The 24292-nt window shown below is 71.5% G+C and carries 25 protein-coding genes; 16 read left to right on the top strand and 9 right to left on the bottom strand.

Annotation, left to right across the window (positions count from 1 at the left end):
* Both ACERZO_RS25485 and ACERZO_RS25480 read left to right on the top strand, forming a co-directional pair.
* Complete coding sequence (locus ACERZO_RS25485; RefSeq protein WP_372667290.1) at positions 1–1173, top strand: pyridoxal phosphate-dependent aminotransferase; 1173 nt, start codon at positions 1–3, stop codon at positions 1171–1173.
* A gap of 102 nt (positions 1174–1275) precedes the next feature.
* Positions 1276–1467 carry a hypothetical protein gene (locus ACERZO_RS25480; protein WP_372667289.1) on the top strand — a complete coding sequence of 64 codons (192 nt, stop codon included), beginning with the start codon at positions 1276–1278 and terminating at the stop codon, positions 1465–1467.
* Here ACERZO_RS25480 and ACERZO_RS25475 read toward each other — a convergent pair.
* The 3 genes from ACERZO_RS25475 to ACERZO_RS25465 form a co-directional block, all read right to left on the bottom strand.
* A complete protein-coding gene (locus tag ACERZO_RS25475; protein ID WP_372667288.1) occupies positions 1461–2276 on the bottom strand; it encodes an SAM-dependent methyltransferase in 816 nt (271 codons plus the stop codon). The two genes, ACERZO_RS25480 and ACERZO_RS25475, sit on opposite strands and share 7 nt — an antisense overlap.
* An 86-nt stretch (positions 2277–2362) precedes the next feature.
* On the bottom strand, positions 2363–2941 hold the full coding sequence (locus ACERZO_RS25470) for an HAD family hydrolase (RefSeq protein ID WP_372667287.1): 579 nt from the start codon (positions 2939–2941) through the stop codon (positions 2363–2365).
* 16 nt (positions 2942–2957) lie between these two features.
* Positions 2958–3980, bottom strand: a complete 1023-nt coding sequence (locus ACERZO_RS25465; RefSeq protein ID WP_372667286.1) for a threonine aldolase family protein — start codon at positions 3978–3980, stop codon at positions 2958–2960.
* A gap of 135 nt (positions 3981–4115) precedes the next feature.
* Here ACERZO_RS25465 and ACERZO_RS25460 point away from each other — a divergent pair, with 135 nt between their 5' ends.
* From ACERZO_RS25460 to ACERZO_RS25445, 4 genes are read left to right on the top strand one after another with little or no spacing between them, the layout of a single operon-like run.
* On the top strand, positions 4116–4625 hold the full coding sequence (locus tag ACERZO_RS25460) for a SigE family RNA polymerase sigma factor (RefSeq protein WP_372667285.1): 510 nt from the start codon (positions 4116–4118) through the stop codon (positions 4623–4625).
* On the top strand, positions 4618–5334 hold the full coding sequence (locus ACERZO_RS25455) for a hypothetical protein (RefSeq protein ID WP_372667284.1): 717 nt from the start codon (positions 4618–4620) through the stop codon (positions 5332–5334). Before ACERZO_RS25460 ends, ACERZO_RS25455 begins: the two co-directional genes overlap by 8 nt.
* Before the next feature lie 34 nt (positions 5335–5368).
* A complete protein-coding gene (locus ACERZO_RS25450) occupies positions 5369–5965 on the top strand; it encodes a TetR/AcrR family transcriptional regulator (RefSeq protein WP_372667283.1) in 597 nt (198 codons plus the stop codon).
* Positions 5966–5983: 18 nt separating this feature from the next.
* Positions 5984–6871, top strand: a complete 888-nt coding sequence (locus tag ACERZO_RS25445) for a LysR family transcriptional regulator (RefSeq protein WP_372667282.1) — start codon at positions 5984–5986, stop codon at positions 6869–6871.
* 50 nt (positions 6872–6921) lie between these two features.
* Here the strand turns inward: ACERZO_RS25445 and ACERZO_RS25440 are convergent, their stop codons facing one another.
* Genes ACERZO_RS25440 through ACERZO_RS25430 form a run of 3 tightly spaced genes read right to left on the bottom strand, consistent with a single transcriptional unit; the run spans position 6922 to position 9063 of the window.
* Positions 6922–7530, bottom strand: a complete 609-nt coding sequence (locus ACERZO_RS25440) for an NAD(P)-dependent oxidoreductase (RefSeq protein WP_372667281.1) — start codon at positions 7528–7530, stop codon at positions 6922–6924.
* The gene (locus ACERZO_RS25435) at positions 7527–8294 is read right to left on the bottom strand and encodes an inositol monophosphatase family protein (protein WP_372667280.1); all 768 of its coding nucleotides are present in this window, start codon (positions 8292–8294) and stop codon (positions 7527–7529) included. Before ACERZO_RS25435 ends, ACERZO_RS25440 begins: the two co-directional genes overlap by 4 nt.
* A gap of 58 nt (positions 8295–8352) precedes the next feature.
* Positions 8353–9063, bottom strand: a complete 711-nt coding sequence (locus ACERZO_RS25430; RefSeq protein ID WP_372667279.1) for a FadR/GntR family transcriptional regulator — start codon at positions 9061–9063, stop codon at positions 8353–8355.
* Between the two features lie 158 nt (positions 9064–9221).
* On the opposite strand from ACERZO_RS25430, the gene ACERZO_RS25425 reads away from it, so the two are divergent.
* The 4 genes from ACERZO_RS25425 to ACERZO_RS25410 are packed head-to-tail and all read left to right on the top strand — an operon-like array spanning position 9222 to position 14263.
* Entirely contained in the window at positions 9222–10520 is a 1299-nt protein-coding gene (locus tag ACERZO_RS25425; protein WP_372667278.1) for an ABC transporter substrate-binding protein, read from the top strand.
* 1 nt (position 10521) lies between these two features.
* Positions 10522–11439 carry a carbohydrate ABC transporter permease gene (locus ACERZO_RS25420; RefSeq protein WP_372667277.1) on the top strand — a complete coding sequence of 306 codons (918 nt, stop codon included), beginning with the start codon at positions 10522–10524 and terminating at the stop codon, positions 11437–11439.
* On the top strand, positions 11436–12254 hold the full coding sequence (locus ACERZO_RS25415; protein ID WP_372667276.1) for a carbohydrate ABC transporter permease: 819 nt from the start codon (positions 11436–11438) through the stop codon (positions 12252–12254). Before ACERZO_RS25420 ends, ACERZO_RS25415 begins: the two co-directional genes overlap by 4 nt.
* Before the next feature lie 14 nt (positions 12255–12268).
* Positions 12269–14263: an alpha-galactosidase gene (locus tag ACERZO_RS25410; protein ID WP_372667275.1), complete on the top strand. Its 1995-nt coding sequence runs from the start codon at positions 12269–12271 to the stop codon at positions 14261–14263.
* Here ACERZO_RS25410 and ACERZO_RS25405 read toward each other — a convergent pair.
* The 3 genes from ACERZO_RS25405 to ACERZO_RS25395 are packed head-to-tail and all read right to left on the bottom strand — an operon-like array spanning position 14246 to position 17074.
* Positions 14246–15442 carry a glycosyltransferase gene (locus ACERZO_RS25405; protein WP_372667274.1) on the bottom strand — a complete coding sequence of 399 codons (1197 nt, stop codon included), beginning with the start codon at positions 15440–15442 and terminating at the stop codon, positions 14246–14248. The two genes, ACERZO_RS25410 and ACERZO_RS25405, sit on opposite strands and share 18 nt — an antisense overlap.
* Before the next feature lie 23 nt (positions 15443–15465).
* Positions 15466–16464 carry a lactonase family protein gene (locus ACERZO_RS25400; protein WP_372667273.1) on the bottom strand — a complete coding sequence of 333 codons (999 nt, stop codon included), beginning with the start codon at positions 16462–16464 and terminating at the stop codon, positions 15466–15468.
* Positions 16457–17074 (bottom strand): bifunctional 4-hydroxy-2-oxoglutarate aldolase/2-dehydro-3-deoxy-phosphogluconate aldolase, encoded by a 618-nt coding sequence (locus tag ACERZO_RS25395; protein ID WP_372667272.1) that lies wholly within the window; start codon positions 17072–17074, stop codon positions 16457–16459. The genes ACERZO_RS25400 and ACERZO_RS25395 overlap by 8 nt, the downstream gene beginning before the upstream one ends.
* Before the next feature lie 112 nt (positions 17075–17186).
* On the opposite strand from ACERZO_RS25395, the gene ACERZO_RS25390 reads away from it, so the two are divergent.
* The 6 genes from ACERZO_RS25390 (at position 17187) to ACERZO_RS25365 (ending at position 24291) form a co-directional block, all read left to right on the top strand.
* Positions 17187–19226, top strand: a complete 2040-nt coding sequence (locus ACERZO_RS25390; protein ID WP_372667271.1) for a hypothetical protein — start codon at positions 17187–17189, stop codon at positions 19224–19226.
* Positions 19227–19242: 16 nt separating this feature from the next.
* Positions 19243–19926: an SDR family NAD(P)-dependent oxidoreductase gene (locus ACERZO_RS25385; protein WP_372667270.1), complete on the top strand. Its 684-nt coding sequence runs from the start codon at positions 19243–19245 to the stop codon at positions 19924–19926.
* A 14-nt stretch (positions 19927–19940) separates the two neighbouring features.
* Positions 19941–21086 carry a galactonate dehydratase gene (gene dgoD / locus ACERZO_RS25380; RefSeq protein ID WP_372667269.1) on the top strand — a complete coding sequence of 382 codons (1146 nt, stop codon included), beginning with the start codon at positions 19941–19943 and terminating at the stop codon, positions 21084–21086.
* Positions 21080–21925, top strand: a complete 846-nt coding sequence (locus ACERZO_RS25375; RefSeq protein ID WP_372667268.1) for a DUF4380 domain-containing protein — start codon at positions 21080–21082, stop codon at positions 21923–21925. The genes dgoD and ACERZO_RS25375 overlap by 7 nt, the downstream gene beginning before the upstream one ends.
* Positions 21922–23349, top strand: a complete 1428-nt coding sequence (gene purB / locus ACERZO_RS25370; RefSeq protein WP_372667267.1) for an adenylosuccinate lyase — start codon at positions 21922–21924, stop codon at positions 23347–23349. The genes ACERZO_RS25375 and purB overlap by 4 nt, the downstream gene beginning before the upstream one ends.
* Before the next feature lie 120 nt (positions 23350–23469).
* Positions 23470–24291, top strand: coding sequence for a substrate-binding periplasmic protein (locus ACERZO_RS25365; protein ID WP_372667266.1), 822 nt, complete (start codon positions 23470–23472; stop codon positions 24289–24291).
* Position 24292 lies beyond the last annotated feature (1 nt).

Raw genomic sequence — 24292 nt, 5'->3', positions numbered from 1 at the left:
ATGGCCGACCTCGAGGCGGGGCCCGCGCTGCGGGCCGGCGTGCCGCCCTTCCACGTCATGGACGTCCTCTCCGCGGCGGGCGCCCGGCAGCGCAGTCACGGCGATCTCGTGTCGCTCGCCGCCGGGCAGCCCTCCGCACCCGCGCCCAAGCCCGTGCTCGAGGCCGCGCAAAAAGCCCTGCAAGACAGCACCCTCGGCTACACCGAACAGCTCGGCATCCCCGAGCTGCGCGAGGCCGTCGCCGGGCACTACCGGGGGAAGTACGGCCTCGACGTCGCCGCCCAGGACGTTGTCATGACCACCGGGTCGTCCGGGGGCTTCCTGCTCGCCTTCCTCAGCGCCTTCGACCCCGGCGCCAAGGTCGCGATGGCCCGGCCGGGCTACCCCGCGTACCGGAACCTGCTGTCGGTCCTCGGCTGCGAGGTCGTCGAGTTCGCGACCACCGCCGAGACGAACTTCCAGCCGACCGTCGCGCTGCTCGACGAGCTCGGCCCGATCGACGGCCTGATCGTCGCCAGCCCGAGCAACCCCACCGGGACCGTGCTGCCGCCCGGCGAGCTGGCCGCCATCACCGGCTGGTGCTCCTCGCACGGCGTGCAGCTGATCAGCGACGAGATCTACCACGGCATCTCCTACGGCGCCGAGCTCGACTGCGCGTGGCAGTACGGGCGCGAGCCGCTCGTGCTCGGCAGCTTCTCGAAGTACTTCGCGATGACCGGCTGGCGGCTCGGCTGGATGCTCGTGCCGCAGCGGCTGCACCGCGCCGTCGACGTCCTGACCGGGAACTTCACCATCTGCCCGCCCGCGGTGTCGCAGTACGCCGCGCTCGCCGCCTTCACGCCGGAGGCGTACGCGGAGGCCGACGCGCACGTCGAGCACTACCGCGCCAACCGCGACCGGCTCTTCGCGGGCCTGCAGGGCATCGGCCTCGACAAGCTCGCCCCCGCCGATGGCGCCTTCTACGCGTACGCCGACGTCAGCGCGTACACCGAGGACAGCCTGAGCTGGTGCCAGCGGCTGCTCGCCGACACGGGCCTCGCCATCACGCCCGGCGTCGACTTCGACCCGGTGGACGGCGGCAAGTACGTCCGGTTCTCCTTCGCCGGCAGCGCCGAGGACATCGACGAAGGCGTCCGGCGGCTCGGGGGGTGGCTGCGCCAGGGGGAACCCTGATTCATCCCTGAACGTTGGCTCGGCAAGGGGAGTTTCTCCCACCGAGGTGCCACAGTGGAGGCATCGGGCCGCCAGCGGCCACGGGAGCAATCGGAGGAAGCCATGTTCTGGAAGATCGTCGGCGGCCTGATCGTCGCCTGGGTGGCGTTCATGGTGCTGGGCGCCGTGATCGGCTTCGTGTTCAAGGCCGTCCTGTGGATCGCCATCATCGGCGGCATCGCGTTCCTCGGCGCGGCCGGCTACCGCGCGATCACCAGCGGCCGCAAGGACCCGCGCCGCATCAACCGCTACTGAGGGATTCGCGCGACCCCGCCCAGCGACGTCCAGTTGACCGGCGTCAGCGGGGCGAGGCGCGGCCCGTCCGGCCACCACAGGTGCGGCGCGGTCAACCCGGGCTCGAGCAGGTCGAGGCCGTCGAAGAACGACGCGATCTCGGCCCGCGTGCGGTAGAGCGTGTCGAGCCCGGTGCCGCTGAACCGCTGCTGCAGTTGCGTCGCGACGCCGGCCGCTTCGGAGCCGTCGTCCGGGTTGTGCTGGTGCAGCAGGACCAGGTACGACCCCGGCGCCATCGCGCCGACGTAGGACTTGACCACCTGCCGCGCCTGCTCCAGATCCGCGATGTGGTGGACGATCGCGCACAGCACGAGCCCGACCGGCCGGTCGAAGTCGATGAACCGCTGCACGTCCGCGAGGGTCTCGCCGGGACGCAGCAGGTCGTTGCCCGAGATGTGCGTGAAGTCGTTGTCGACGAGCAACGCCCGGCCGTGCGCCTGCACGACCGGGTCGTTGTCGACGTAGACGACGTGCGCCTCCGGGTTGTACTTCTGCGCCACCTGGTGGGTGTTTTCGACCGTCGGGAAGCCCGAGCCGAGGTCGAGGAACTGGTCGACGCCGAGCCGTTCGGTCAGGTACCGCACGGCGCGCACCAGCCACTGCCGCACTTCCTGCGCCATCGCCGGTGACTCCGGCGCGATTTCGAGGATCTCCCGCAGCACCGCGCGATCGGCTTCGTAGTTGTCCGTGCCGCCCATCAGGGCGTCGAAGACGCGGGCGATGCTCGGCCGGTCGAAGTCGACGCGGGCCGACGGTCGTTCGCTCGTCATGGCGGCCTACCGGGGAGTCGGGGTTGGCGTGCAGCCTAGGCCACGAACGATCACCACCGGTAGGCGGACGTGCGGTGCGGGTGAGATCAGTCGAGCCAGGCGCGCGCCGCGTCGGCGCCGTTCCAGACCTCGGCCTTCAGCCCCACCGCCCGCGCACCCTCCACATTGGACGGCCGGTCGTCGAAGAACAGGCAGTCGGCCGGCTCTGCGCCCAGCTCGTCGAGCAGGAGGCGGAAGATCTTCGCGTCCGGCTTCACGCAGCGGACGTCGCCCGAGAAGAGCGTCACGCGGAAGTGGCGGACCCACTCCTGCGCGCGGACCCACTCGCCGAACACCACCGGGGCGTTCGACAGCAACGCCAGCGATGCGCCCGCCTCGGAAAGCGCTTCGAGCAGCGCCTGCGACGACGGTTCCAGGTGACCCCAGCCCTCGACGTCGACGCGCGTCAGCTCGGCCGACAGCTCCTCGTCGACGGACACGCCGAGCGCGTCGCCGACCGTCTGCCAGTACTCGAGCGGCGTGCTCCCGGCGTCGTACGGGATCCGGTAGTCCCAGTACGCCTTCTCGAACTCCGGCAGCGGCACGCCCATGCGCGCGGCCAGGTCCGGCCGGGCCAGGCTCGGCTTGCTCAGCACGTCGCCGTAGTCGAACACGATCCAGTTCACGATTCCCCCAGGGAGTTCACGCGCCGGTCTTGATCCGGCGCAAGGCTTCTTCGACGTCGGCCGCGCTCAGGTCCCGGTGCGTCACGAACCGGACCCGGCCGGCCATCGGTACCGCGCGGATGCCGAGCGAGTCGAGCCAGGCGAGCGCGGTCGGGATGTCCGGGACGTCGGCGAGGACGATGTTGGTATCCGGCTCGTTTGTCGGCCAGCCGTGCTCGCGCAGGCCCTCGGCGAGCCGGCTCGCGTTCTCGTGCGACTCGGCCAGGTCGGGGATCCGGTCCAGCGCGACCAGGCAGGCCGCGGCCAGGACGCCGCCCTGCCGGACGCCGCCGCCGAGCATCTGGCGCATCCGGCGGGCCCGCTCGACGAACGCGACGCTGCCCGCGACGACCGAGCCGACCGGCGCGCCGAGGCCCTTGCTGAAGCAGGCCGACACGCTGTCGACGCCGACGGTCAGCGCGGCGGGCGGCACCTCCAGCGCGACCGCGGCCTGCCAGAGCCGGGCGCCGTCGAGGTGCACGGTCAGGCCGGCTTCCTTCGCGACGGACAGCAGCTGGGCGTGCTCGTCGGGCGGGGTCACCGCGCCGCCGGCCGCGTTGTGCGTGTTCTCGAGGCAGAGCAGCGATGTCCGTAATGTGAAGTACGGCCCGGGTTGTCCGATCGCGGCCGCGAGGGCGTCGGGCGATGGGCGGCCCGGGCCGCCGTCGTGCTCCAGGATGTCCGGCATCCCGCCGGCCAGCCACGCCGCCGAGCCCAGCTCGTTCGACAGCACGTGGGCCCCGCGCGTGGCGAGGAACCGGTCGCCGCGCTGCAGGTGGAGGCTCAGCGCGACGAGGTTCGCCATGGTCCCGCTCGGCACCCACAGTGCGGCCGGCATGCCCAGGACGTGCGCGGCGCGTTCCTCCAGCGCCTGGACCGTCGGGTCGCGCTCGAGGACGTTGTCCCCGACTTCGGCGGACGCCATCGCCGCGCGCATCGTGTCATCCGGACGGGTGACGGTGTCGGAACGGAAGTCCAGCGGCGGCAGCGTGAAGGTCACGGAGCGATCACATCACACCCACCGGATGAGGATCAATGAGCCCTCGGGTGGTCGAACCCCGTCGGTCCGTGCAACCGTGGACGCCCCTGATTCCGTCCTACCCACCGACGACAACAGAGCGGAGCACGACTGCGCGTGGACCAGCGCGACGAGGAGGAGTTCGCGGAGTACTTCGCCGCCAGGCGGGACGCCGTGCGCCGGACCGCGTACATGCTCTGCGGCGACTGGCACCGGGCGGACGACCTCGCGCAGACGGCGTTCGTCGCGCTGCACCGGAGGTGGAAGAAGATCAGGGATCCCGCGGCGACCGACGCGTACGTGCGCAAGACGCTCGTGCGGGCGTCGATCGACGAATCGCGGCGGCCGTGGCGGCGTGAGTGGCAGACCGAGACGCTCCCCGAGCCCGCCGACGACACGCCCGGCCTCGACGACCTCGTCGCGACCAGGGAAGACCTGCTCGCGGCGTTGAAGGAAGTGCCGCCCAAGCAGCGGGCGGTGCTGGTCATGCGGTTCTTCGAAGGGCTCGACGTGACCGGCGCGGCGAAGGCGCTGGGCTGCAGCGAAGGCAACGTGAAGAGCCAGACCGCGCGCGGGCTGGCGAACCTCAGGCAGGTCCTGGAGAGGGAGGTGGAGACCAATGGATGAGCAGGAGCTGCGGTCGTTGTTCTCCGCCGCGCCGCCGGACGCGCCTGAACCGGGCTTCACGCAGGACGACGTCGTCCGCGAGTCCCGCCGCCAGACCGTGCGGCGCCGCAACCGGATCACCACCGGCGTAAGCGCCGCGGCGCTGGTCGTCGTCGGCTTCGGCGCATACGGGCTGCTGTCCGGGGGTACCCCCGAATCGATGACGGCCGCGGACAACGGCGCGCTGTCGTCGCAATCCGCTCCGGGCTCGGGGCAACCCGGCATCGGCCCGGCACGTCCTGAGATCGGTGGGGAGTCACCGAACTTCTCGTCCGAACCACCTCGGCAGGGAGGTGACCAGGGCGGGAAGACCGGCCCTCTGGCCGAAGGCGCCTCCGGGTGCGAAGAGGTGGACGGGGAGCTCGCCATTGCCCTCGCTGGCGAGCTCCCCGGCCACGTCGCCGGTACCCCGGCCGTGCCGGGCGGCGCCTGTTCGACGGCGGCGCGCTCCGCCGGGTTCCCGGTTCCGGGCGGCGAGGTCGCCGCGGCGCTGTACCCGAAGGGCATCCCCGTGGTCTTCAAGTCCCAGCCCGCCGGCACGGTCACGGCCCAGGTGGCGACCGCGTCCGGGGGTTCGCTGGTGCTGGTCAGCGTGCCGTCTTCGGGCGCGACGGCGCCGTACGCGGGGCAGGTGGAGACGTTCGCGCACGATCTCGCGGCCCGCTTCTGAGCCCGGGTCCGCCCGGTTGGCAGAATGACCGGTCATGACCGCTGCGACCACCCCGAAGGGGGAGCGACGGCGCGCCGCGCTCGTCGAGGCCGCCGCGAAGCTGCTCGTCGAGGGCGGGTTCGACGCCGTCCGGCACCGGGCGGTCGCCGAGCGCGCCGGGCTGCCGCTCGCCTCGACGACGTACTACTTCGACTCGCTGGAAGACCTGGTCGCGGCGGCCGTCGAGCACCACGGGCAGGGAGAGCTGGAGACCGGCCGCCGCCGGCTGGAGGAGCTGGCGACGCGCAACCGCGGCGTCCAGGCGACCGTCGAGCTGGTGCTGGAGATGCTGCTGGGCCCGGAGACCGACGACCCGGAGGCGGACGCGGAGGCGGTGCTGCTGCGGTACGAGCGGCTGGTCGCCACCGGCCGCCGGCCGTACCTGCGGCCGCTGATGCGGACGTTGTCGGCGCAGCTCAACGAGCTGCTGACGGAGATCTTCGCCCGCTCCGGCACGCCGGTCTCCGCTGACGAACTCGAGAGGCTGATCGCCCTGGTCGACGGCGCCGTCGTCAACGCGCTGATCGCGGTCGACCCGGCCCCGCGCGCGGCGGCGTCGCGCATGCTCCAGAACGCACTCGACGGCACCTGATTCGTTACTGTCGTGCAGGTGGACTTGAACCTGCTGACGGCGTTGGACGCGTTGCTGGAGGAGAACTCCGTCCAGGCGGCGGCCGACCGGCTGCACCTGACCCCGCCGGCGATGAGCCGCACGCTGGCCCGCATCCGCGCGACGACGGGCGACGACATCCTGGTGCGCACCGGCCGCACGATGACCCCGACCCCGCGTGCGCTGGCGATGCGCGACGAGGTCCGGACGCTGGTGGCGCGGGCCAACCGGGTGCTGGCCCCGGCCCGCACGGTGGACCCGGCGACGCTGCGGCGCACGTTCACGATCCAGGGGCACGACGCTTTGCTGGCGGCGCTGTTCCCGGCGCTGCTTCGGACGGCGTCGGCCGAGGCGCCGGGAATCGGCTTGCGGTTGCTGGCGGAGGCGCCGGTGGACACGCCGGATCTGGCCCGCGGACACGTGGACCTGGAGCTCGGGGCGTCGGTGCCGGCGTCGCCGGAGATCAGCCATCTCGTGGTGGGTGAGGACCGGCTGGTGCTGGTCACGCGCGCCGGGCGCGAGCTGGACATCGAGGAGTTCGCGGCGGCGGAGCACGTGATCGTGTCCCGTCGCGGCCGGCTGCGCGACGGTGTCGACAAGGTGCTGGCAGAGCTGGGGTTGCGCCGCCGCGTGGTGGCGGCGCTCCCGACGGCGGCGCTGGCGTTGCAGGCGATCGCGCACAGCGACGTCGTGGCCGTGCTGGCTGACCGGTCCACCGCCCAGGCCCGCGCCGACGTCGGCTTGCGCGCCGCGGAACTGCCATTCGACCCGCCCAGTGCCCCGGTGGTGCTGAGCTGGCACAGCCGGTACGACAGCGACCCGGCCCACGAATGGCTGCGCGCCCACTGCCGCACCGCGGTCACCGACGTGCTGGAAGGTCTTGAATGAGTCATTCAGGACCTCCGAAGACCTGAATGACTCATTCAAGACGTTCGCGCTCACTTGGGGAGGGCCACCAGGACTTCGCCGCGCGGCCCGTTCTCCGCCGCGTCGAGCATGGCCGCCGCCACCGTCGCGTGGCTGATCGTCGCCGGGAACAGGCGGCGCGGCACCGCGGCGAGCGTCACCGAGCGCCGGGCCGGGCTGATCGGGCCGCTCTTCATCGGGCCGACGTGCACCACCGTTCCGCCCATCCCGAGGATCGCCGTGTCCGCGCCGACCTTGTCCGGCAGTTCGGCCTTCAGCAGCCGCGAAACCACGGTCCGGCTCAGCCAGCCGGCCGCCGCGGCCGACGGCCCGGTGCCGAGCGCTCCCACCGACACCGCCCGCGCCGGAGCCGCGGCCACCACCGCGCGGGCGCCCGCTGTCAGCACACCGGGCGGATCACCCTTCCGCAATCCCAAAGCGTCGAGCACGATCTCGTTGCCCCGCAACGCGTCCGCGATCCCCGCGGCGTCGTGGACATCGGCCGCGACGGACGTCAGCCGCTCGCCGGTAGCCGACGCGCGACGGCTGATGGCCACCACTTCGTGTCCGCGCTCGAGCGCCTGCTTCACCAGTTCACTGCCGACCGCGCCCGACGCGCCGAGCACCGCCACCCGGCTCACGCGAGCACCTCCAGCGCGGCGGCGTGCAAACCCGGTGCGGCCACGAGGATGTCGGCCGAGTTGACGTCCCAGGCGCCACCCGACAGGTCCGAGACGACCGCGCCCGCCTCAAGCGCCAGCAGGGAGCCGGCCGCGCTGCCGGGCAGGTCGGGTTCGTACTGCCAGAACACGTCGTACTGCCCGGCGGCCAGCCCCAGCAACGGGAACGTCGTCGGAATCGTGTTGCGCACCAACAGTGCCTTCGAAGCCATGGCGGTGAAAGCGTCCGCGAACCGCGCGAAGACCGCCGGGGAGCTGCCCGCCTGGCTCGCCGTCACCGCGGCGGCCGACAAATCCGTCTTGGCCGACACCCGCAACGGCGAACCGTTCAGGAACGCACCTTGCCCGCGTGAAGCCGTGTACGTCAGATCTCCGATCGGCTGGCGGACGACCGTCAGCTCCGGCTGCCCGTCCGTGACCAGCGTGATCGTCACCGCCCACTCCGGCAGGCCGTGCACGTGGTTGACCGCTCCCTCGGTGCCGTCGACCACCCACCACCGCCCGGCCGGCACGACCCGGCCGCGCTCGTCCTCGTCCCACCACTTCACGCCGTCGACGCCGTCGAGCGCCGATCGCACCACCGAAGTCGAGGTCGCCTCGAGCTTGGTGCCGAGCGCGTACATCGCCTCCCGGTCCGGTGGGCGGCTCGCCGGGTCGAACGAAGCCAGCAAAGCACTCGCGGCCTCCGAGGCCGCGGCAACCATCGTGTTCAGAACGTCAGTCATGAACCCATTACGACACGACCGGAAGCCTGATTCAAATGCAACTTTGTTACTCGACGAGTTACCCTCGTGCAGGCTTCCGCTGAGCCTTCGCGAGGTCGTCGCGGGACTTCGTGACGAGCGCGAGCATCGCCTGCTCGGCCGCTGTCGGGTCGCCGGCCACGATCGCGTCGAAGACCTTGCGGTGGCTCGGCACCGGGTCCTCCGCCGTCGGCGCGCCGTGCACGAGCTTGTCGCGCTCGGCCAGCCCGATCGCGATGATCCGTTCCATCCGCATCAGGAAGTTGTTGTGCGTGGCGGTCATCAGCCGCCGGTGGAAGGCCAGGTCGGCCTGGACGCTCGCTTCGGCGTCGTCGCCCGCCGCGGCCATGTCGGCCAGCGCCTCCCGCAGCGACTCGAGGTCCTCGTCGGACGCCCGCTCGGCCGCGATCCGCGCCGCGGCCGGCTCGACGACCGCGCGGACCTCGGTCAGCTCGTCGAGCAGCCCCGGGTCGTCGGCGGCCGCGGTCTGCCAGCGCATGACGTCGGCGTCGAGCATGTTCCACTTCTCGCGCGGCTGGACGAACGTGCCGCGCTTCTGCCGGGCGTCGATCATCCCCTTCGCGGCCAGCACCTTCAGCGCTTCGCGCAGCGCGGTCAGGCTGATGTCGAGCTCTTCGCGCAGCGCGGGCAGGTCCAGGACGGTGCCCTCGCCCCACTCGTCGGAGAGGATCCGGCTGGCCAGTGCCTCCACGGTCTGGCCGTGCAGCCCGCGTGGCCGGTGTTCGGTCAATGGAGGGCCCTCTCGACTGGTGGTTCGTGGTCGGGCCATCCTACGCTGCGACCGAATTCGTCATAAATTATGAATACATCTTGACACCGGCGGCGCCCGGTTGCACTCTTTGGCAGCAGTCACGCCCGTGCGGGCGCCACAGACAAAGGGGTCACGACATGACGAGTGCCGGCCTGTCCCGCCGTCGTTTCCTGCGCAACGCGAGCCTCGCCGGGCTGGGCGCCATCGGCTCGGGCAGCTTCCTCGCCGCCTGCGCCACTTCCGCGAACTCCGGCCCGGTCAAGCAGGCCGCCGGCGCGGTCACCGTCCAGTCGAACCTGTCCTCGCCCGAAGCCAAGAAGGCGATCGAAGCGCTCGCCCAGGCCTTCGGCGCGAAGGGTGGTGCGACGGCGACCGTCAACACCGTCGCGTCGGAAACCTTCCGCACCCAGCTGCCCAGCTACCTGACCGCGGCCAACCCGCCGGACACCTTCACGTGGTACCCGGGTTCGCTGCTCTCCGGCTACGCGCGCAAGGGCCTGCTCCTCGACGTCGGCGACGTCTGGCAGACCATGGGCGACTACAGCGCCGCGTTCCGCACCCTCTCCGGCGACGGCGCCGGCCACCAGGTCTTCATCCCGACCTCGTACTACTGGTGGGGTTTCTTCTACCGGAAGTCCAACTTCGCGAAGTGGGGCGTCCAGCCGCCGACCAACTGGACCGAGTTCCTCGCGCTCTGCGAAACCTTGAAGGGCAAGGGAATCGCGCCGATCGGGCTCGGCGCGGGCGGCAACACGCCGTGGACCGCGTCGGCGTGGTTCGACTACCTGAACATCCGGATCAACGGCGCGCCCTTCCACCGCGAACTCCTGGCCGGCAAGCAGCGCTTCGACGACCCGCGCGTCAAGAAGATCTTCGACCCGTGGCGCCAGGCCCTGCCGTACTTCGACCCGAACGGCACCGCGATCGCGTTCCAGGACGCCACCACCGTGCTGCTGCAGGGCCGCACCGGCATGGTCCTGACCGGCACGTTCTTCGCCGACGCCGCCCCGAAGGACGCGCTCGGCGACCTCGACTTCTTCCAGTTCCCGATCCTCGACCCGGCCGTGCCGGTCGCCGAGGAAGGCCCGACCGACGGCTTCTTCGCCAGCGCGCGCACCCCGCACGTCGCCGACGTCAAGGAGTGGTTCAAGTACGTCGCGACGGCCGAGGCGCAGGAGCTCTACATCAAGAACTCCTCCGGCACGGTCCTGCCGACCAACCCGAAGGCCAAGGACAACGGCACCCCGATGGTCCAAAAGGGACGCAAGATGCTCGCGGACGCCAAGGAGATCACGCAGTTCTTCAACCGCGACTCCTCCGACGCGCTGCAGCCGACCGCCGACGCCGCGCTGATCCGGTTCATCCAGAAGCCGAACGAGCTGGATTCGATCCTGAGCGACTGGCAGACCGCCGCGCAGAAGGTCTGGCAGTCCTGACATGGCGGTGCTGACCGCGGAACGGCCGAAGACCGCCGCGCGGGCGTCCAAACGCCGTCGCCGGATCTCGCCGGTACTGCTGGCGTTCGTCCTGGTGCCCCTCGTCGTCGAGGGGTTCTGGGTGTTCTGGCCCGCGCTGCAAGGCTTCTACCTGGCGCTGACGAACTGGGACGGCGTCTCCGCGCCCACGTTCGTCGGCCTGGGGAACTTCGCCGAGATGTTCTCCGACGACATCTTCAAGACCGCCGCGCTCGACACCGTGATCTGGCTCGTGCTCTTCGGCGGCCTCTCGGCCGTCGGCGGGCTCGCGCTGGCGACGCTGTTGCAGCGGGAGAGGAAAGGCGTCGGGTTCTACCGGGCCGCGCTGTTCACGCCGGTGGTGTTCTCGCTGGTCGCGACTTCCCTGATCTGGCAGGTGATCTACCAGCCGGAGGGCGTCTTCAACAAGGTGCTCGGCGCGATCGGGCTCGGCAGCTGGCAGCACGCCTGGCTGGCCGACCCGAAAACGGCGTTGTACGCGGTGCTCGTCCCCGCGCTGTGGCGGCAGCTCGGCTACGTGATGGTGCTGTACCTGGCCGGCCTCAAGGGAATCGACCCGGCGCTGTACGAAGCGGCCAAATTGGACGGTGCCACGGCGTGGCAGCAGTTCCGCAACGTGACGTGGCCGCAGCTGCGCAGCGTCAACTCCGTCGTCCTGTCGGTGATCATCATCGACTCGCTGCGGTCGTTCGACGTCGTGTGGTCGATGACCAAGGGCGGGCCGTACCACTCGTCCGAGCTGCTCAGCACCTACATGTACGCGACGGCGTTCCAGTCGCTGCGCCTCGGCTACGCGTCCGCGCTGGCCGTGGTGATCTTCGTGCTGGCGTTCGGCGTGATCGTGACCTACCTCGTGCGCGCGTTCCGGGAGGACTCGTGAAGACGCGGACCTTCGGGTTCCACCTCCTGTCCGGCGGGCTGGCGGTGTTGTGGCTGCTGCCGATCCTGCTGGTGCTGACGACGAGCGTCCGGTCCTTTTCGGACATCGCGTCGAACGGCCTCGGCGCGCTCCCGGCGTCGTTCACCCTGGACGGCTTCGGGCAGGCCTGGGGTGAAGGCGGCGGCGGGCACGCGATGCTCAACAGCCTGCTCGTGACGATCCCGACCGTGCTCCTCGCACTGCTGCTCAGCTCGCCGGCGGCGTTCGCGCTGAGCCGGTACGAGCTCCCGTTCCGCCGCACGATCATCCTGGTGATGCTGGCCGGGAACCTCCTGCCGCCGCAGATCCTGCTCGTCCCGGTGGCGAAGCTGGCCGAACTGCTGGGCATCTACGACACGCTGACGGCGCTGATCGTCGTGCAGGTCGGGTTCGGGCTCGGCTTCTACACGTTCGTGCTGCAGGGGTTCATGCGGTCGATCCCCGGCGAGATCCAGCAGGCGGCGCTGATCGACGGCGCCGGCGTCGCGCAGATCTTCTGGCGGATCATCCTGCCGATGACCCGCCCGGCGCTGGCGGCGCTCGGCGCGCTGGCGTTCACCTGGACGTTCAACGACCTGCTGTGGTCGATCACCGTGCTGCGCACCGGGACCGTGATGCCGGTGACGCCGGCGCTGCTCGGCCTGCAGGGGCAGTACGTGTCCAACTGGAACGTGATCGCGGCGGGGTCGGTCATCGCGGCCGTGCCGACCGTGGCCGTGTTCCTGCGGTTCCAGAAGCACTTCATTTCGGGCTTGGCGATCGGGGCGATCAAGTGACGTGGACCGTGTCCATGAAGTCCACTTCGTACACCGTGGCGCTGGACCCTGCCGAACGCTGGCTCGAACTGGTGGCGTGGGGTCCACAAGGGATCGAAGACGGGCCGTCGGTGTTCACGAACGCGGGCACGGTGCACTTCATCACCGAGGCCGACGCGGCCCCGGTCGAGTACGCGCCGCTGGGCCAGCGCCCGTTCTCCGGCGCGGACGTCTCGGTGCGCGGCGGTTCGTGGTGGCGGTTCGAATCGGCCTCCTCGGACGACGACCTGCGAGTGGCCTTTGTGGACGAGGTCTCCGGGCTGCGTGCGGTGCTGTGCTACCGGCCGGTGCCCGAGACGGACGTCCTGACCCGGTGGGTCGAGTTCGAGAACACGGGCTCGGCGACGCTGGAGTTCGACCGGCTGGGCTCGGCGGGCGTGTGCGTGCCGACGACTTCCGGCGCGCGGCTGACGTACCTGACCGGCCAGTGGTCACAGGAGTTCACGCGGCGCACGGTGGACCTGCCCGCCGGTGGGTTCCGGATGGAGAGCCGGTTCGGCGTCCCGGGTCACGCGCACGTGCCGTGGCTGGCGGTGCAGGACTCGGCCGGCGGTCCCGCTTACGGCGTCTCCCTGGAGTGGCCGGGTTCGTGGTCGATCGAGGCCGATGTCGAGCCTTCGGGGCTGACGCGCGTCCGGGCCGGCCGGCTGCCGTCGCCGGGTCCGGTGCTGCTGGAACCCGGTGCTTCGCTCGTGACGCCCGCGGTCGCCTTGGCGTCCAGTGTGGACGGACTCGGTGGGCTGGCCTCGGTGTGGCACGACTACGACCGCGTGCTGGCCGGCTCTCGGTGGCGGCGCCCGCGTCCAGTGCTCTACAACTCCTGGGAGGCAACGGGCTTCGACGTCCGGAGCGCGCACCAGCTGGAGCTGGCGAAACAGGCGGCGGACCTCGGCGTCGAGCTGTTCGTCGTCGACGACGGCTGGTTCACCGGCCGCGACGACGACACCGGCGGGCTCGGCGACTGGACCCCGGCGGAGGAGTCGTTCGGCGACTTCGTCGACTCGGTACGGGAGCTGGGCCTGGAGTTCGGCCTGTGGGTCGAGCCGGAGGCCGTCAGCCCGAAGTCGCGGCTGTACGCCGAGCACCCGGACTGGGTGTACCGGATCGACGGCCGCCCGCCGACGCTGATCCGCAACCAGCTGCTGCTGGACCTGGGACGGCCCGAGGTGGCCGGGTTCGTCAAGTCCACTTTGGATTCGCTGCTGACGGAATACCCGATCTCGTACCTGAAGTGGGACATGAACCGCCCGCCCACGGAACGCGGCCGCCCGGGCTCGCCGGCCGCGGACCTGGACGCCGAGCACGTCGCCGGGTACCTCTCGGTGCTGGACCACCTGCGTGCCGCCCACCCGCACGTCACGATCGAGGCGTGCGCGGGCGGCGGCGGCCGGACGGACCTGGCGACGGTCGCGCGCACCGACGTCGTCTGGCCGAGCGACAACACGGGCCCGCTGGACCGGCTGGCGATCCAGGACGGGTTCCTGCTGATGCACGCGCCGCACCTGATGAGTTCGTGGGTCACGGACTCCCCAGGCGTCTTCGACCCGCGGCCGCGGTCGCTGCGGTTCCGGTTCGTCACCGCCATGGCCGGGGTGCTGGGCATCGGCGCGGACCTGTCGAAGTGGACGCCCGAGCAGCACGCGGAGGCGGCTTCGCTGGTGACTGTGTACAAGTCGATCCGGGACGTCGTCCACCACGGCGTCGCCCGGGTGCTGACCGGCGCGACCCAGTACACCTCGGAAGACGGCGACACCGTGGTGGTGCTGGCGTGGAACACCGGCGAGCTGACGGGCGCACCGCTGGTCCCGGGCCGCTCGTCGCGCGTGCGTCTGGACGTGTGCCCGGAGTCGTCCTATGTGGACGAAGAGGGGACCCGGTACTCAGGCGCTCACCTGAAGTACGCGGGCCTCCCCTTCGACTGGACCGCGGCCCACGACGCGGACGTGGTCGTGTTACGCCGATCCCAGTAGCAGCTTCGCGGCCGCGATGGTGCCGTCGGTGCTGACGAGCGCCGCCACCTCGGCCGCGCGATCCTTCGCGGCCAGGGCCGTCCCGAGTGCCGCCGTCAGCGATTCGACCGTCGGGACCGGACCGTCGTGGGCCACGCCGGCGCCCAGCGCCGCGACCCGGCCCGCCCAGTACGGCTGGTCGGTGGCCTGCGGGACGACCACCTGCGGGACGCCGGCCCGCGCGGCCGTCGTCGTGGTCCCGGCGCCGCCGTGGTGCACGACCGCCGCCGTCCGCAGGAACAGCGCCTGGTGGTTGGCCTCGTCGACGAGGAAGACGTCGGCGCCGTCGACGGTCAGGCCCGCCCAGCCGCGCTTGAGCACCAGCCGGCGGCCGTGCGCCCGCACCGCCGCGACGGCGACCTCGGCGACGTCCGCCGCCGCGTGCATCGGCATGCTCCCGAACCCGACGTACACGGGCGGTTCGCCGTCGGCCAGGAACGCCGCCAAGTCGGCCGGCAGCGGCCGCTCGTCCGGCACGATCCAGGCACCGGTCTGCACGACATCGAGGTCGTCGTCCGGCTCCCACGGGTCCAGGATCCGGTCGGTCGCCAGCCACGGCCGCTTGCCGACGACGAACCCGCGGACGTCGTCCACCGCGGGCAGGCCGTGCGCGGCCCGGCTCGCGTTCAGCCCCGGCCCGAACAGCACGTTCAGGCTCTCGCGGTCGACGTCCCAGAGCGCCCGGTTGTCGGTGACGCCGGGCGGGTGCGGCCGGCCGGGGTAGGCGAGCGGCGCGTGGTGCGGCGACGGCAGCGACAGCTTCTGGAACGCCACGTAGTGCGCCGGGATACCGGCCAGCTCGGCCACCGACAGCGCCCCGGCCGCCGTCGGCATCATCCCGGTGGCGACCAGCACGTCGCAGTCCGCGGCGGCCGCCGGCATGACGTCGAACTGGGCCGCGATCAGCCGCGCGGCCCGCTCGGGCAGCGAAGACGGCGCCGGCGCGGCCTTCGTCAGCTCGCGCGCCGATGGCCCGATCGGCACCAGCGGCACGTCGACGGCGGCCAGCCGCCGCACGAAGTCCTCGTCCGGCGGCGCGCACACCTTCACGTCGGCGCCCAGCTCCTTCAGCCGCACCGCGAACGCCGCCAGCGGCTCGACGTCGCCACGGGAGCCGTAGGTGGACAGCAGTACACGCATTGCGCAAACCCCCAGGTTGTTGCTCAGGGCGTAGATACTGGCAGCACGAAAGTCGGCGAACCCGTCGGGTAGTACTTCAGCTCCGCCTCTCCGGACGCCGTCAGCGTGAACGCCGTGATCGCGTCTTCCGACTGCGCCGCGACGTAGCAGGTGCCGTCCACCAGCGCGAAGTGCCGCGGGTTCGCGCCGCACGCCTGATCGGCCACCGCGGCCGCCTCGTCCAGGGCGAACTCCGTCACGCAGTCCGGGCCTCGGTTGGACACGTACATGCGCGTGCCGGTCAGCTCCAGGTGCGCCACCAGGTTCGGCGTCACCGAAGACAGGGTCGACGGCGTGGAAGCGACCACCTCGAACGCGCCCGGCGAGGTCTCCCGGACGGTCACGACGGTTCCGGCCAGCTCGCCGACCACGTACGCGAGGTCGGTGCCGGGACGGCGGACCAGCTGCCGTGGGCCGGTGCCCGGCGGCAGCGCCGACACGGCCAGCGGTTCCAGCCCGCCCGACGGCGTCAGCGTGTAGCTGCGGATCTCGTCCGTGCCGAGGTCGACCGCGCTGACGATGCCGGGGCCCGGGACGGCCATGTGGACGTGCGCGGCTTCCTGGCGGTCGGTGCGGGGGCCGCTGCCCTCGTGCTGGACGAGCGCGGTCCGAGCCTCGATGGAGCCGGACGACGACAGCGCGAACACCGCCAGGCTGCCGCCGGTGTAGTTGGCGCACAGGAGGAACCGGCCGTCCGGGGTCACCGCGAGGTGGCACGGATGCGCGCCGCCCGTCCCGGCCGTGCCCAGCACCGACAGCTTGCCCGAGTCGTCGAAGGAAAGCGCCGTGACCTCGCCGGTGGCGGTCTCGTTCACGGCGTACAGCACCGGCAACGAGGGGTGCCGGGTCAGCCACGACGGCGACTCGAGGGCCAGCGTCGCGACCTCGTGCAGCTCGCCGGTGGCGGACCGGGAGAACGTCGTGATCCCCGTGCCGTTCCCCGCTTCCCCGGTGTAGCACCCGACGAAGACCAGCTCAGCCATGCGCGCTCCTCAACAGCGTCTCGACCCGGGCGGAGATGTCCGCGGCGGTGCCGCGGGTCAGCGCCGAGCCGACCCCGCACGCCACCGCGCCCGCTGCCAGCCAGCCTGGCACGTCCTCCGGCCCGATGCCGCCGGTGGGCACGAGCGGCGCCTGCGGAAGCGCGGCTCGCACGTCCTTGACCCACGACGGGCTCAGCGCGGAGGCGGGGAAAACCTTGACGGCATCGGCACCTTCTTCCAGCGCACGAACGATTTCGGTGACGGAACCGGCGCCGGGGAAGGCCGCCGCGCCGTACCGGTGAGCGGTACGGATCACCGCCGCGTCCACGGACGGCGCCACGAGGAACCGGGCGCCGGCGCGGATCGCGAGCACGGCGGAGGCCTCGTCGAGGACGGTGCCGGCGCCGACGGTCGCGTCCGGGTAGGCGGCGGTGAGGCCGGCGATGGCGTCGAGCGCGCCGGGGTTGGTGAGGGGCAGTTCGACCGACCGCAGCCCGGCTTCGAGGACCGCGCGGGCGGCGGAGACCGCCGACTCCGCGTCGTGGGTGCGGACGATGCCGATGACGCCCTGGCGCAGGGCGTTCGCTGTGTTCTCCCACCGGTAGCTCATGGGCCGAGCATAGCGCGTGAAATCTTAATTTAGGATTTATTCTTGACGGACGCCGACACGCCCCGGCATGCTGCTCCCGGCTCGCAGTTCACCGGAGAAAGGCGTCCGGCACATGCTCTTGAAGAGATCCCTCGCGGTGGTCGCCGCAGCTGTGGCGGCGCTCGCGACCACGGCGATCCCCGCCCAGGCGGCCGTGGACCAAGGCGCTCCCGACTACTACGACAGCGGGGTCGCGAAGACCCCCTACATGGGCTGGAACACCTACTACGGCCTCGGCGCCCCGAGCGAGGCGTCGGTCAAGTCCGTCGCGGACTTCCTCGTGACCAGCGGCCTGCGCGACGCCGGCTACCGCTACGTCTGGATCGACGGCGGCTGGACCGCGCCCGATCCGCGGGACGCGCAGGGGAACCTCCACGAGGACCGCGCGAAGTTCCCGAGTGGACTGTCCACTTTGGTCGACTACCTGCACGGCAAGGGCCTGAAGGCCGGCATCTACACCGACGCGGGCGCCTCCGACGGCAAGAACTGCGCGGCCGGCTCCGGCGGCTACTACGAGCAGGACACCAAGCGGTTCGCTAGCTGGAAGTTCGACGCCGTCAAGGTCGACTTCCTCTGCGGCATCGCCCAGAACCTCAAGCCCGCCGAGGCGTTCGCGCAGTTCAGCCAGGCCCTCGCCAAGGCGGGCCGGCCGATGGTGCTCAACATCTGCAACCCGGTCACCGACGAATGGGGCGTCCCGCACGGGCCCGACCAGGTCGCCGGCATCGCCTACACCTACGGCCCGCTCGTCGCCGACTCCTGGCGCACCAGCACGGACATCGCGTTCGGCACGCCGTACGAGGGCATCTGGAAGGACGTCCTGCGCAACATGGACGCCAACGCCGCGCACCCCGAGGCCAACGGGCCGGGCCACTACAACGACCCCGACTACCTCATCCCGATGCGCAAGACCGAGCAGGGCACCTACGAGCTGAACGAGGAGGAGTCGACCACCCAGTTCGTCATGTGGGCGGAGATGGCCTCCCCGCTCATCCTCGGTTCCGACCCGCGCACGCTCCCCGCGTCGATGCTGAAGACGCTCAAGAACCCGGAGATCGTCGGCGTCAACCAGGACCGCCTCGGCACCCAGGGCGTCCGCGTCGCGACCGCCGGCAGCACCGACACCTACAGCAAGGTCCTCTCCCAGCGCGGGGACCGGGCCGTGGTGCTGCTCAACCGCGGTGAAGCGCCGACGCAGATGACGCTGAACTTCGCCGACGCGGGTCTCAGCGGCCGGGTGTCCGTCCGCGACCTCCGTGCTCGCGCCGACCGCGGCACCGCGACCGGGTCCTACACGGTCACCGTGCCCGCGCACGGCACCGCGTTCCTCCGCCTGCACGGCACCGATCTCGTCCCCGGTGACGACGTCGGCGGCCCGGCGTCCGCCAGCCCGGCGGTCGTGCGCGCCGGCGGCAAGACCGTGACGTTCTTCCGCGACCCCGCCGGCAACCTTCAGCAGAACGGCCTCGACGGGTCGCGTCAGGTCGGCGGCAAGTTCCTCGGCCAGCCCGCCGCGATCGCTTCCGGAGACCAGGCCGACGTCTACGTCCGCGGCCTCGACAACGCCCTCTACCAGCGCACTTACCGCAAGCAGTGGGGTGCCTGGCAGCGGCTCGGCGGCACGCTCACCGACTCCCCGTCCGTGACCACCGACGGAACGGTCTTCGTCCGCGGCGGCGACGGCCAGGTCTGGCAGCGGACCGGTGATGGTCAGTGGTCCGGTCTCGGTGCGCCCGGCGGCAAGCCGATCTACGGCCGCCCCGGCGCGGCGACGTCGACGAGCGGCACGGTCGTCGCCGTCCGCACCGCCGACGACAGCGTCTCGGTGCGCACGAAGACCGGCGACAGCTGGTCGGACTGGACGTCCATCGGCGGCACGATCAGCAGCAGCCCGACGCTGGTCGCGGTCGGCGCGAAGGTCGCGCTCACCGCGTCCGCGAGCGACTACACGCTGTGGGCCAACGACTGGTCCGGCTCCTGGGCGGGCTGGTTCAAACGGCCGGAGTACCCGAGCGGGAGCATCGTGGGAACCCTCGGCACGGCGTCGGACGGCGCGTCGCTGTGGTTCGCCGCCCGCGGGCCGGACGACCATGTCCACGTAGCGAAGTTCTGAGAAACGGAGAACGGCGATGTCCACGCGCACCGCGGTGGTCACCGGAGCGGCGTCCGGGATCGGGCTGGCGACGGCCCGCAAGCTCCTGGCCGACGGCTACCGCGTGCTGGGCGTGGACGTCGCCGAACTCCCCGACGGCATCACACCGATCCGGGGAAGCGTCAGCGACGAAGCGACCTGGGCCGACATCGGCGAGGTCGACGCCCTGGTCAGCAACGCCTACGTCCCCAGCACCGGCCCGCTGCACGAGATCGACCGCGCCGAGTGGCAACGTCAGCTCGACGTCAACCTGACCGGCACGTACCTCGCGCTGAAGGCCTGCCTGCCGTCTCTGCGAAAAAAGGGCGGCGCGGTCGTGCTGGTCTCGTCGGTGCACGCGCACTTCGGGCTGCCGGGCCACCCCGCGTACGCCGCCAGCAAGGGCGCGCTGGTCGCGCTGGCCCGGCAGCTGGCCGTCGAATACGCCCCCGACGTGCGGGTCAACTCCGTTCTGCCGGGCCCGGTGCTCACCGACGCCTGGAACGGCATCTCGCCGGCGGACCGCGAACGCAGCGCCCAGGCGACCCCCGCGGGCCGGCTCGGCGACCCGGCCGAGGTGGCGAACGTGATCGCGTTCCTGCTCTCGGACGCGGCGTCGTTCGTCACCGGGGCCGAGCTGACCGTCGACGGCGGCTGGTCCGCCGCCAAGGATTCCGCGTAGACAGGGGGACACGGGTGAAGATCACCGGGGTTGAAACGTTTCTGGTCGCGCCGCGCTGGCTGTTCCTCAAGGTCAGCACGGACGAGGGGGTCAGCGGCTGGGGCGAGCCCGTGGTCGAGGGCCGCGCGGAGACCGTCCGCGCGGCCGTGCACGAGCTGTCCGAGCTGCTGATCGGCCAGGACCCGCTGCGCATCGAGGACCACTGGCAGGTGCTGCGCCGCGGCGGCTTCTACCGCGGCGGCCCGGTGCTCTCCAGCGCGCTCGCCGGCTACGACCACGCGCTGTGGGACATCGCCGGCAAGGTCCGCGACGCGCCGGTGCACGAGCTGCTCGGCGGTCCGGTCCGCGACCGCGTCCGCGTCTACAGCTGGGTCGGCGGCGACCGGCCGGCCGGCATCCGCGAAGCCGTGTCCGCGCAGGTCGAGGCCGGGTTCACGGCGGTGAAGATGAACGTCGCCGGCCCGTTGACCGCGATCGCGTCGCCCGCCGAGGCCGACGCCGCGGTGGCGCGCGCGTGGGAGGCGCGGGAGGTCCTCGGCCCGCACCGCGACCTCGCGATCGACTTCCACGGCCGCGTCTCGCCCGCGATGGCGCGGCGGCTCGTGAAGCTGCTGGAAGACGTCCAGCCGATGTTCGTCGAGGAGCCGATCCTGCCGGAAACGCAGGGCGACGCACTGCGGTCGATCGTCGAGGCGTCCACCGTGCCGATCGCGCTCGGCGAGCGGCTCTACTCGCGCTGGGAGTTCAAGCCGGCGCTCGACGCGGGCGTCGCGGTCGTCCAGCCGGACCCGTCGCACGCCGGCGGCATCTCCGAGCTGCGGCGGATCGGCGCGCTGGCCGAGGTGTACGGCGCTTCGCTCGCCCCGCACTGCCCGCTCGGCCCGATCTCGCTGGCCGCGTCGCTGCAGGTCGCGTTCGCGACGCCGAACTTCCTGATCCAGGAACAGAGCGTCGGCATGCACTACCACGAGGGCCGCGAGCACGCGTACCTCGCGGACCCGTCGATCTTCGCGTTCCAGGACGGCTACGCGGCCCGGCCGGTGAAGCCCGGGCTCGGCATCGAGGTCGACGAGGAAGCCGTCCGGCGCGCCGACGAGGTCGGGCACACCTGGCGCTCGCCGGTCTGGCGGCACGACGACGGCGGCCTCGCCGAATGGTGATCTGGCTGGACCGCGGTGACCTGCGGCTCGGCCTGGTGCCGGAACTCGGCGGCCGGCTGCTTTCCGTTTCTTTCAAGGGCGTTGAGCTGCTTTGGCGGAACTCCGAGCTGCTCGACGACGACCTGCGCGGCGAGTACGTGCCCAACTCGGGGCGGATGGGCGACTGGGTCAACTACGGCGGCGACAAGACGTGGCCGGCGCCCCAGGGGTGGTCCGGTCCCGGCGAATGGGCGGGGCCGCCCGACCCGGTCCTCGACTCCGGGCCGTACACCGCGGTCGTCGACGGCGACACGGTCACCATGACCAGCGCGCCGGACCCGCGTACCGGACTGCGTTTCACCCGCGCGATCACGATCCTCGACGACGGCTACCGGCTGGACCTGCGCGCTTCGAACACGGCCGGCCACCCGGTGCGGTGGGCCCTGTGGAACGTCACCCAGTTCCCCGGCGGCGGGACGGTCACCGCGGGGCTGCGGCGGCCGGACGTCGTCGCGCTGGTCGCGGGCACCGGCACCCCGGAGTACACAGTGGACGGTGACCGGCTGGTGATCCCGGCCCAGGACGTCGTCGGCAAGCTCGGCGTCCCGGGCACCGCGAGCTGGGTGACGTACGGCGGCTTGACGCTGTCGTTCGACGTCGACCCGTCGGGTGAGTACCCGGACGAAGGCTCGCCGCTGGAGATCTGGCTGGAGCACCCGCTGCCGGCGCCGCTGGCGTCCCTCGGCGACCTCGACCCGCCCGCGCGGATCGTCGAGCTGGAGGTCCTCGGCCCGCTGACCTGGCTCGACCCGGGAGCCACGACGAGCCTGACCATCCACGCGGGTATCGTTGAGCCGTGACGGACAAGCCCCGCATTCCGAACGTGCTCGCCGCCCGCTACGCCTCGCCGGAGCTGGTCCGGCTCTGGTCGCCGGAGTACAAGGTCGTCCTCGAGCGGCAGCTCTGGCTGGCCGTCCTCGAGGCGCAGAAGGACCTCGGCGTCGACGTGCCTGACGGCGTGCTCGAGGCCTACCGGGCGGTGGTCGAGCAGGTCGACCTCGAGTCGATCGCCGCTCGCGAGCGCATCACGCGGCACGACGTCAAGGCGCGGATCGAGGAGTTCAGCGACCTCGCCGGCCAGGAGCACATCCACAAGGGCATGACCTCGCGCGACCTCACCGAGAACGTCGAGCAGCTGCAGCTGCTCCGCTCGCTGGAGCTGGTGCGCACCCGCGTCGCCGCCGTGCTGGCGCGGCTGGCCGCCCTCGCCGTCGAGCACGCCGACACCGTCATGGCCGGCCGCTCGCACAACGTCGCCGCGCAGGCCACCACCCTCGGCAAGCGGTTCGCCACCGCGGCCGACGAGCTGCTCGTCGCCTTCGAGCGGCTCGACAACCTCATCGAGCGCTACCCGCTGCGCGGCATCAAGGGCCCGGTCGGCACCGCGCAGGACATGCTCGACCTCCTCGGCGACGAGTCCACTTTGGACGAACTCGAAGACCGCGTCATGCAGCACCTGGGCTTCGGCCGCCGGTTCGTCAGCGTCGGCCAGGTGTACCCGCGCTCGCTCGACTTCGACGTGGTGTCCACTGTGGTCCAGCTCGCGGCGGCGCCGTCCAGCCTGGCCAAGACGATCCGGCTGATGGCCGGCCACGAGCTGGTCACCGAGGGCTTCAAGCCCGGCCAGGTCGGCTCGTCCGCGATGCCGCACAAGATGAACACCCGTTCGTGCGAGCGCGTGAACGGCCTGGCCGTCGTGCTGCGCGGCTACCTGTCGATGATCGGCGAGCTGGCCGGCGACCAGTGGAACGAGGGCGACGTCTCCGACTCGGTCGTCCGCCGCGTCGCGCTGCCGGACGCGTTCTTCGCGCTCGACGGCCTGCTGGAGACGTTCCTCACGGTCCTGGCGGAGTTCGGCGCCTTCCCGGCGGTGATCGAGCGTGAGCTGGATCGCTATCTGCCGTTCCTCACCACGACGAAGGTGCTCATGGCCGCGGTCCGCGCCGGCGTCGGACGTGAGACGGCCCACGAAGCCATCAAGGAGAACGCCGTCGCCGTCGCGCTCGAAATGCGCGAAGGCCGCGCCGAGAACGACCTCCTCGACCGCTTCGCCGCCGACGAGCGCATCCCGCTCGACCGCGGTGAGCTGGACAAACTCCTCGCCGACCGGATCTCCTTCACCGGCACGGCCGGCCGTCAGGTCGAGCAGGTGGCCGAGCGCGTGGCGCGGGTGCTGGAGCGGTTCCCGGAGGCGGCGGGCTACGCGCCGCAGCCGATCCTGTGAGCTGACGCACGCGTCCACGGACTGGAACGAATCCACCCGAACGGGCCAAATCCCTAATCTCGATCGCTGACCCCGTGTTCTTCGCGCGCGACCCGCGCGCGCTCACCCATGGAAGAAGCGATGAGATCCACGCTGTCGAAGATCGCCGCGCTCGTCACCTCGGGCGCGCTGGCGCTGACCCTGGCCGCCTGCGGTGGTGAGGACTCCGCCGGCGGGCAGACCCTGCGCGTCGGCACCCTGAGCGACGCCCCGCCGTCGATCTACCTGGAGAACGGCCGCTTCACCGGCTACGACAACGAGCTGCTGCGCGACATCGCCAAGCGCGAGGGCTTCGAGGTCGAGTTCGTCGGCACGGAGTTCTCCGGCCTGCTCGCGGGCGTGGCGAACGGCAAGTTCGACATCGGCAGCTCGACGATCTCGAGCACCGAGGCGCGCAAGAAGACGGTCGCGTTCTCCAACGGCTACAACACCGGCTTCACGACGATCGTGACGGCCAAGGGTGCGAACCTGAAGGACCCGGCGGCGTTCGCGGGCAAGCGGCTCGGCGTCGTCCAGGGGTCGGTGCAGGACGAGTTCGCGGGCAAGACGGCCGGCGCGCAGGTCGTCCGCTTCCCGGACTACAACGCGGGTTTCGCGCAGCTGAAGAACGGCACGCTCGACGGCTGGGTCGTCCCGCAGGACATCGGCCAGAAGTACCTGGACCAGAACCCCACGGTCCCGCTGGAGCTCGGCTACACCGTCGAGGACAAGGACACGCCGTCGGCGTTCGCGGTGTCGAAGAAGAACGCGGACCTGCTGAACAAGCTGAACGACGGGCTCGCGAAGGCCGTCGCCGACGGCACGGTCGCCCGGATCTACGCGCAGTTCTACAAGACCACGCCGCTGTCCAAGGAACTCCAGCAGGGCGGCCCCGGCCTCCCCGTGAAGAACGTGGGTGTCTGAG

It is taken from the genome of Amycolatopsis kentuckyensis, from assembly GCF_041679295.1.
GTDB classification, from domain to species: domain Bacteria; phylum Actinomycetota; class Actinomycetes; order Mycobacteriales; family Pseudonocardiaceae; genus Amycolatopsis; species Amycolatopsis kentuckyensis_A.
Note: the sequence above shows the minus strand (reverse complement) of the source record. Positions and strands in the feature narration are given on the sequence as shown.

Excerpts from the sequence above, each read along its gene's own strand:
- ACERZO_RS25405 (WP_372667274.1), bottom strand. The coding sequence starts at position 15,442 with ATGCGTGTACTGCTGTCCACCTACGGCTCCCGTGGCGACGTCGAGCCG.
- ACERZO_RS25450 (WP_372667283.1), top strand. The coding sequence starts at position 5,369 with ATGACCGCTGCGACCACCCCGAAGGGGGAGCGACGGCGCGCCGCGCTC.
- ACERZO_RS25395 (WP_372667272.1), bottom strand. The coding sequence starts at position 17,074 with ATGAGCTACCGGTGGGAGAACACAGCGAACGCCCTGCGCCAGGGCGTC.
- ACERZO_RS25425 (WP_372667278.1), top strand. The coding sequence starts at position 9,222 with ATGACGAGTGCCGGCCTGTCCCGCCGTCGTTTCCTGCGCAACGCGAGC.
- ACERZO_RS25365 (WP_372667266.1), top strand. The coding sequence starts at position 23,470 with ATGAGATCCACGCTGTCGAAGATCGCCGCGCTCGTCACCTCGGGCGCG.
- ACERZO_RS25455 (WP_372667284.1), top strand. The coding sequence starts at position 4,618 with ATGGATGAGCAGGAGCTGCGGTCGTTGTTCTCCGCCGCGCCGCCGGAC.
- ACERZO_RS25420 (WP_372667277.1), top strand. The coding sequence starts at position 10,522 with ATGGCGGTGCTGACCGCGGAACGGCCGAAGACCGCCGCGCGGGCGTCC.
- ACERZO_RS25400 (WP_372667273.1), bottom strand. The coding sequence starts at position 16,464 with ATGGCTGAGCTGGTCTTCGTCGGGTGCTACACCGGGGAAGCGGGGAAC.
- ACERZO_RS25390 (WP_372667271.1), top strand. The coding sequence starts at position 17,187 with ATGCTCTTGAAGAGATCCCTCGCGGTGGTCGCCGCAGCTGTGGCGGCG.
- ACERZO_RS25375 (WP_372667268.1), top strand. The coding sequence starts at position 21,080 with ATGGTGATCTGGCTGGACCGCGGTGACCTGCGGCTCGGCCTGGTGCCG.
- ACERZO_RS25480 (WP_372667289.1), top strand. The coding sequence starts at position 1,276 with ATGTTCTGGAAGATCGTCGGCGGCCTGATCGTCGCCTGGGTGGCGTTC.
- ACERZO_RS25435 (WP_372667280.1), bottom strand. The coding sequence starts at position 8,294 with ATGACTGACGTTCTGAACACGATGGTTGCCGCGGCCTCGGAGGCCGCG.
- ACERZO_RS25385 (WP_372667270.1), top strand. The coding sequence starts at position 19,243 with ATGTCCACGCGCACCGCGGTGGTCACCGGAGCGGCGTCCGGGATCGGG.
- ACERZO_RS25410 (WP_372667275.1), top strand. The coding sequence starts at position 12,269 with ATGAAGTCCACTTCGTACACCGTGGCGCTGGACCCTGCCGAACGCTGG.
- ACERZO_RS25475 (WP_372667288.1), bottom strand. The coding sequence starts at position 2,276 with ATGACGAGCGAACGACCGTCGGCCCGCGTCGACTTCGACCGGCCGAGC.
- ACERZO_RS25485 (WP_372667290.1), top strand. The coding sequence starts at position 1 with ATGGCCGACCTCGAGGCGGGGCCCGCGCTGCGGGCCGGCGTGCCGCCC.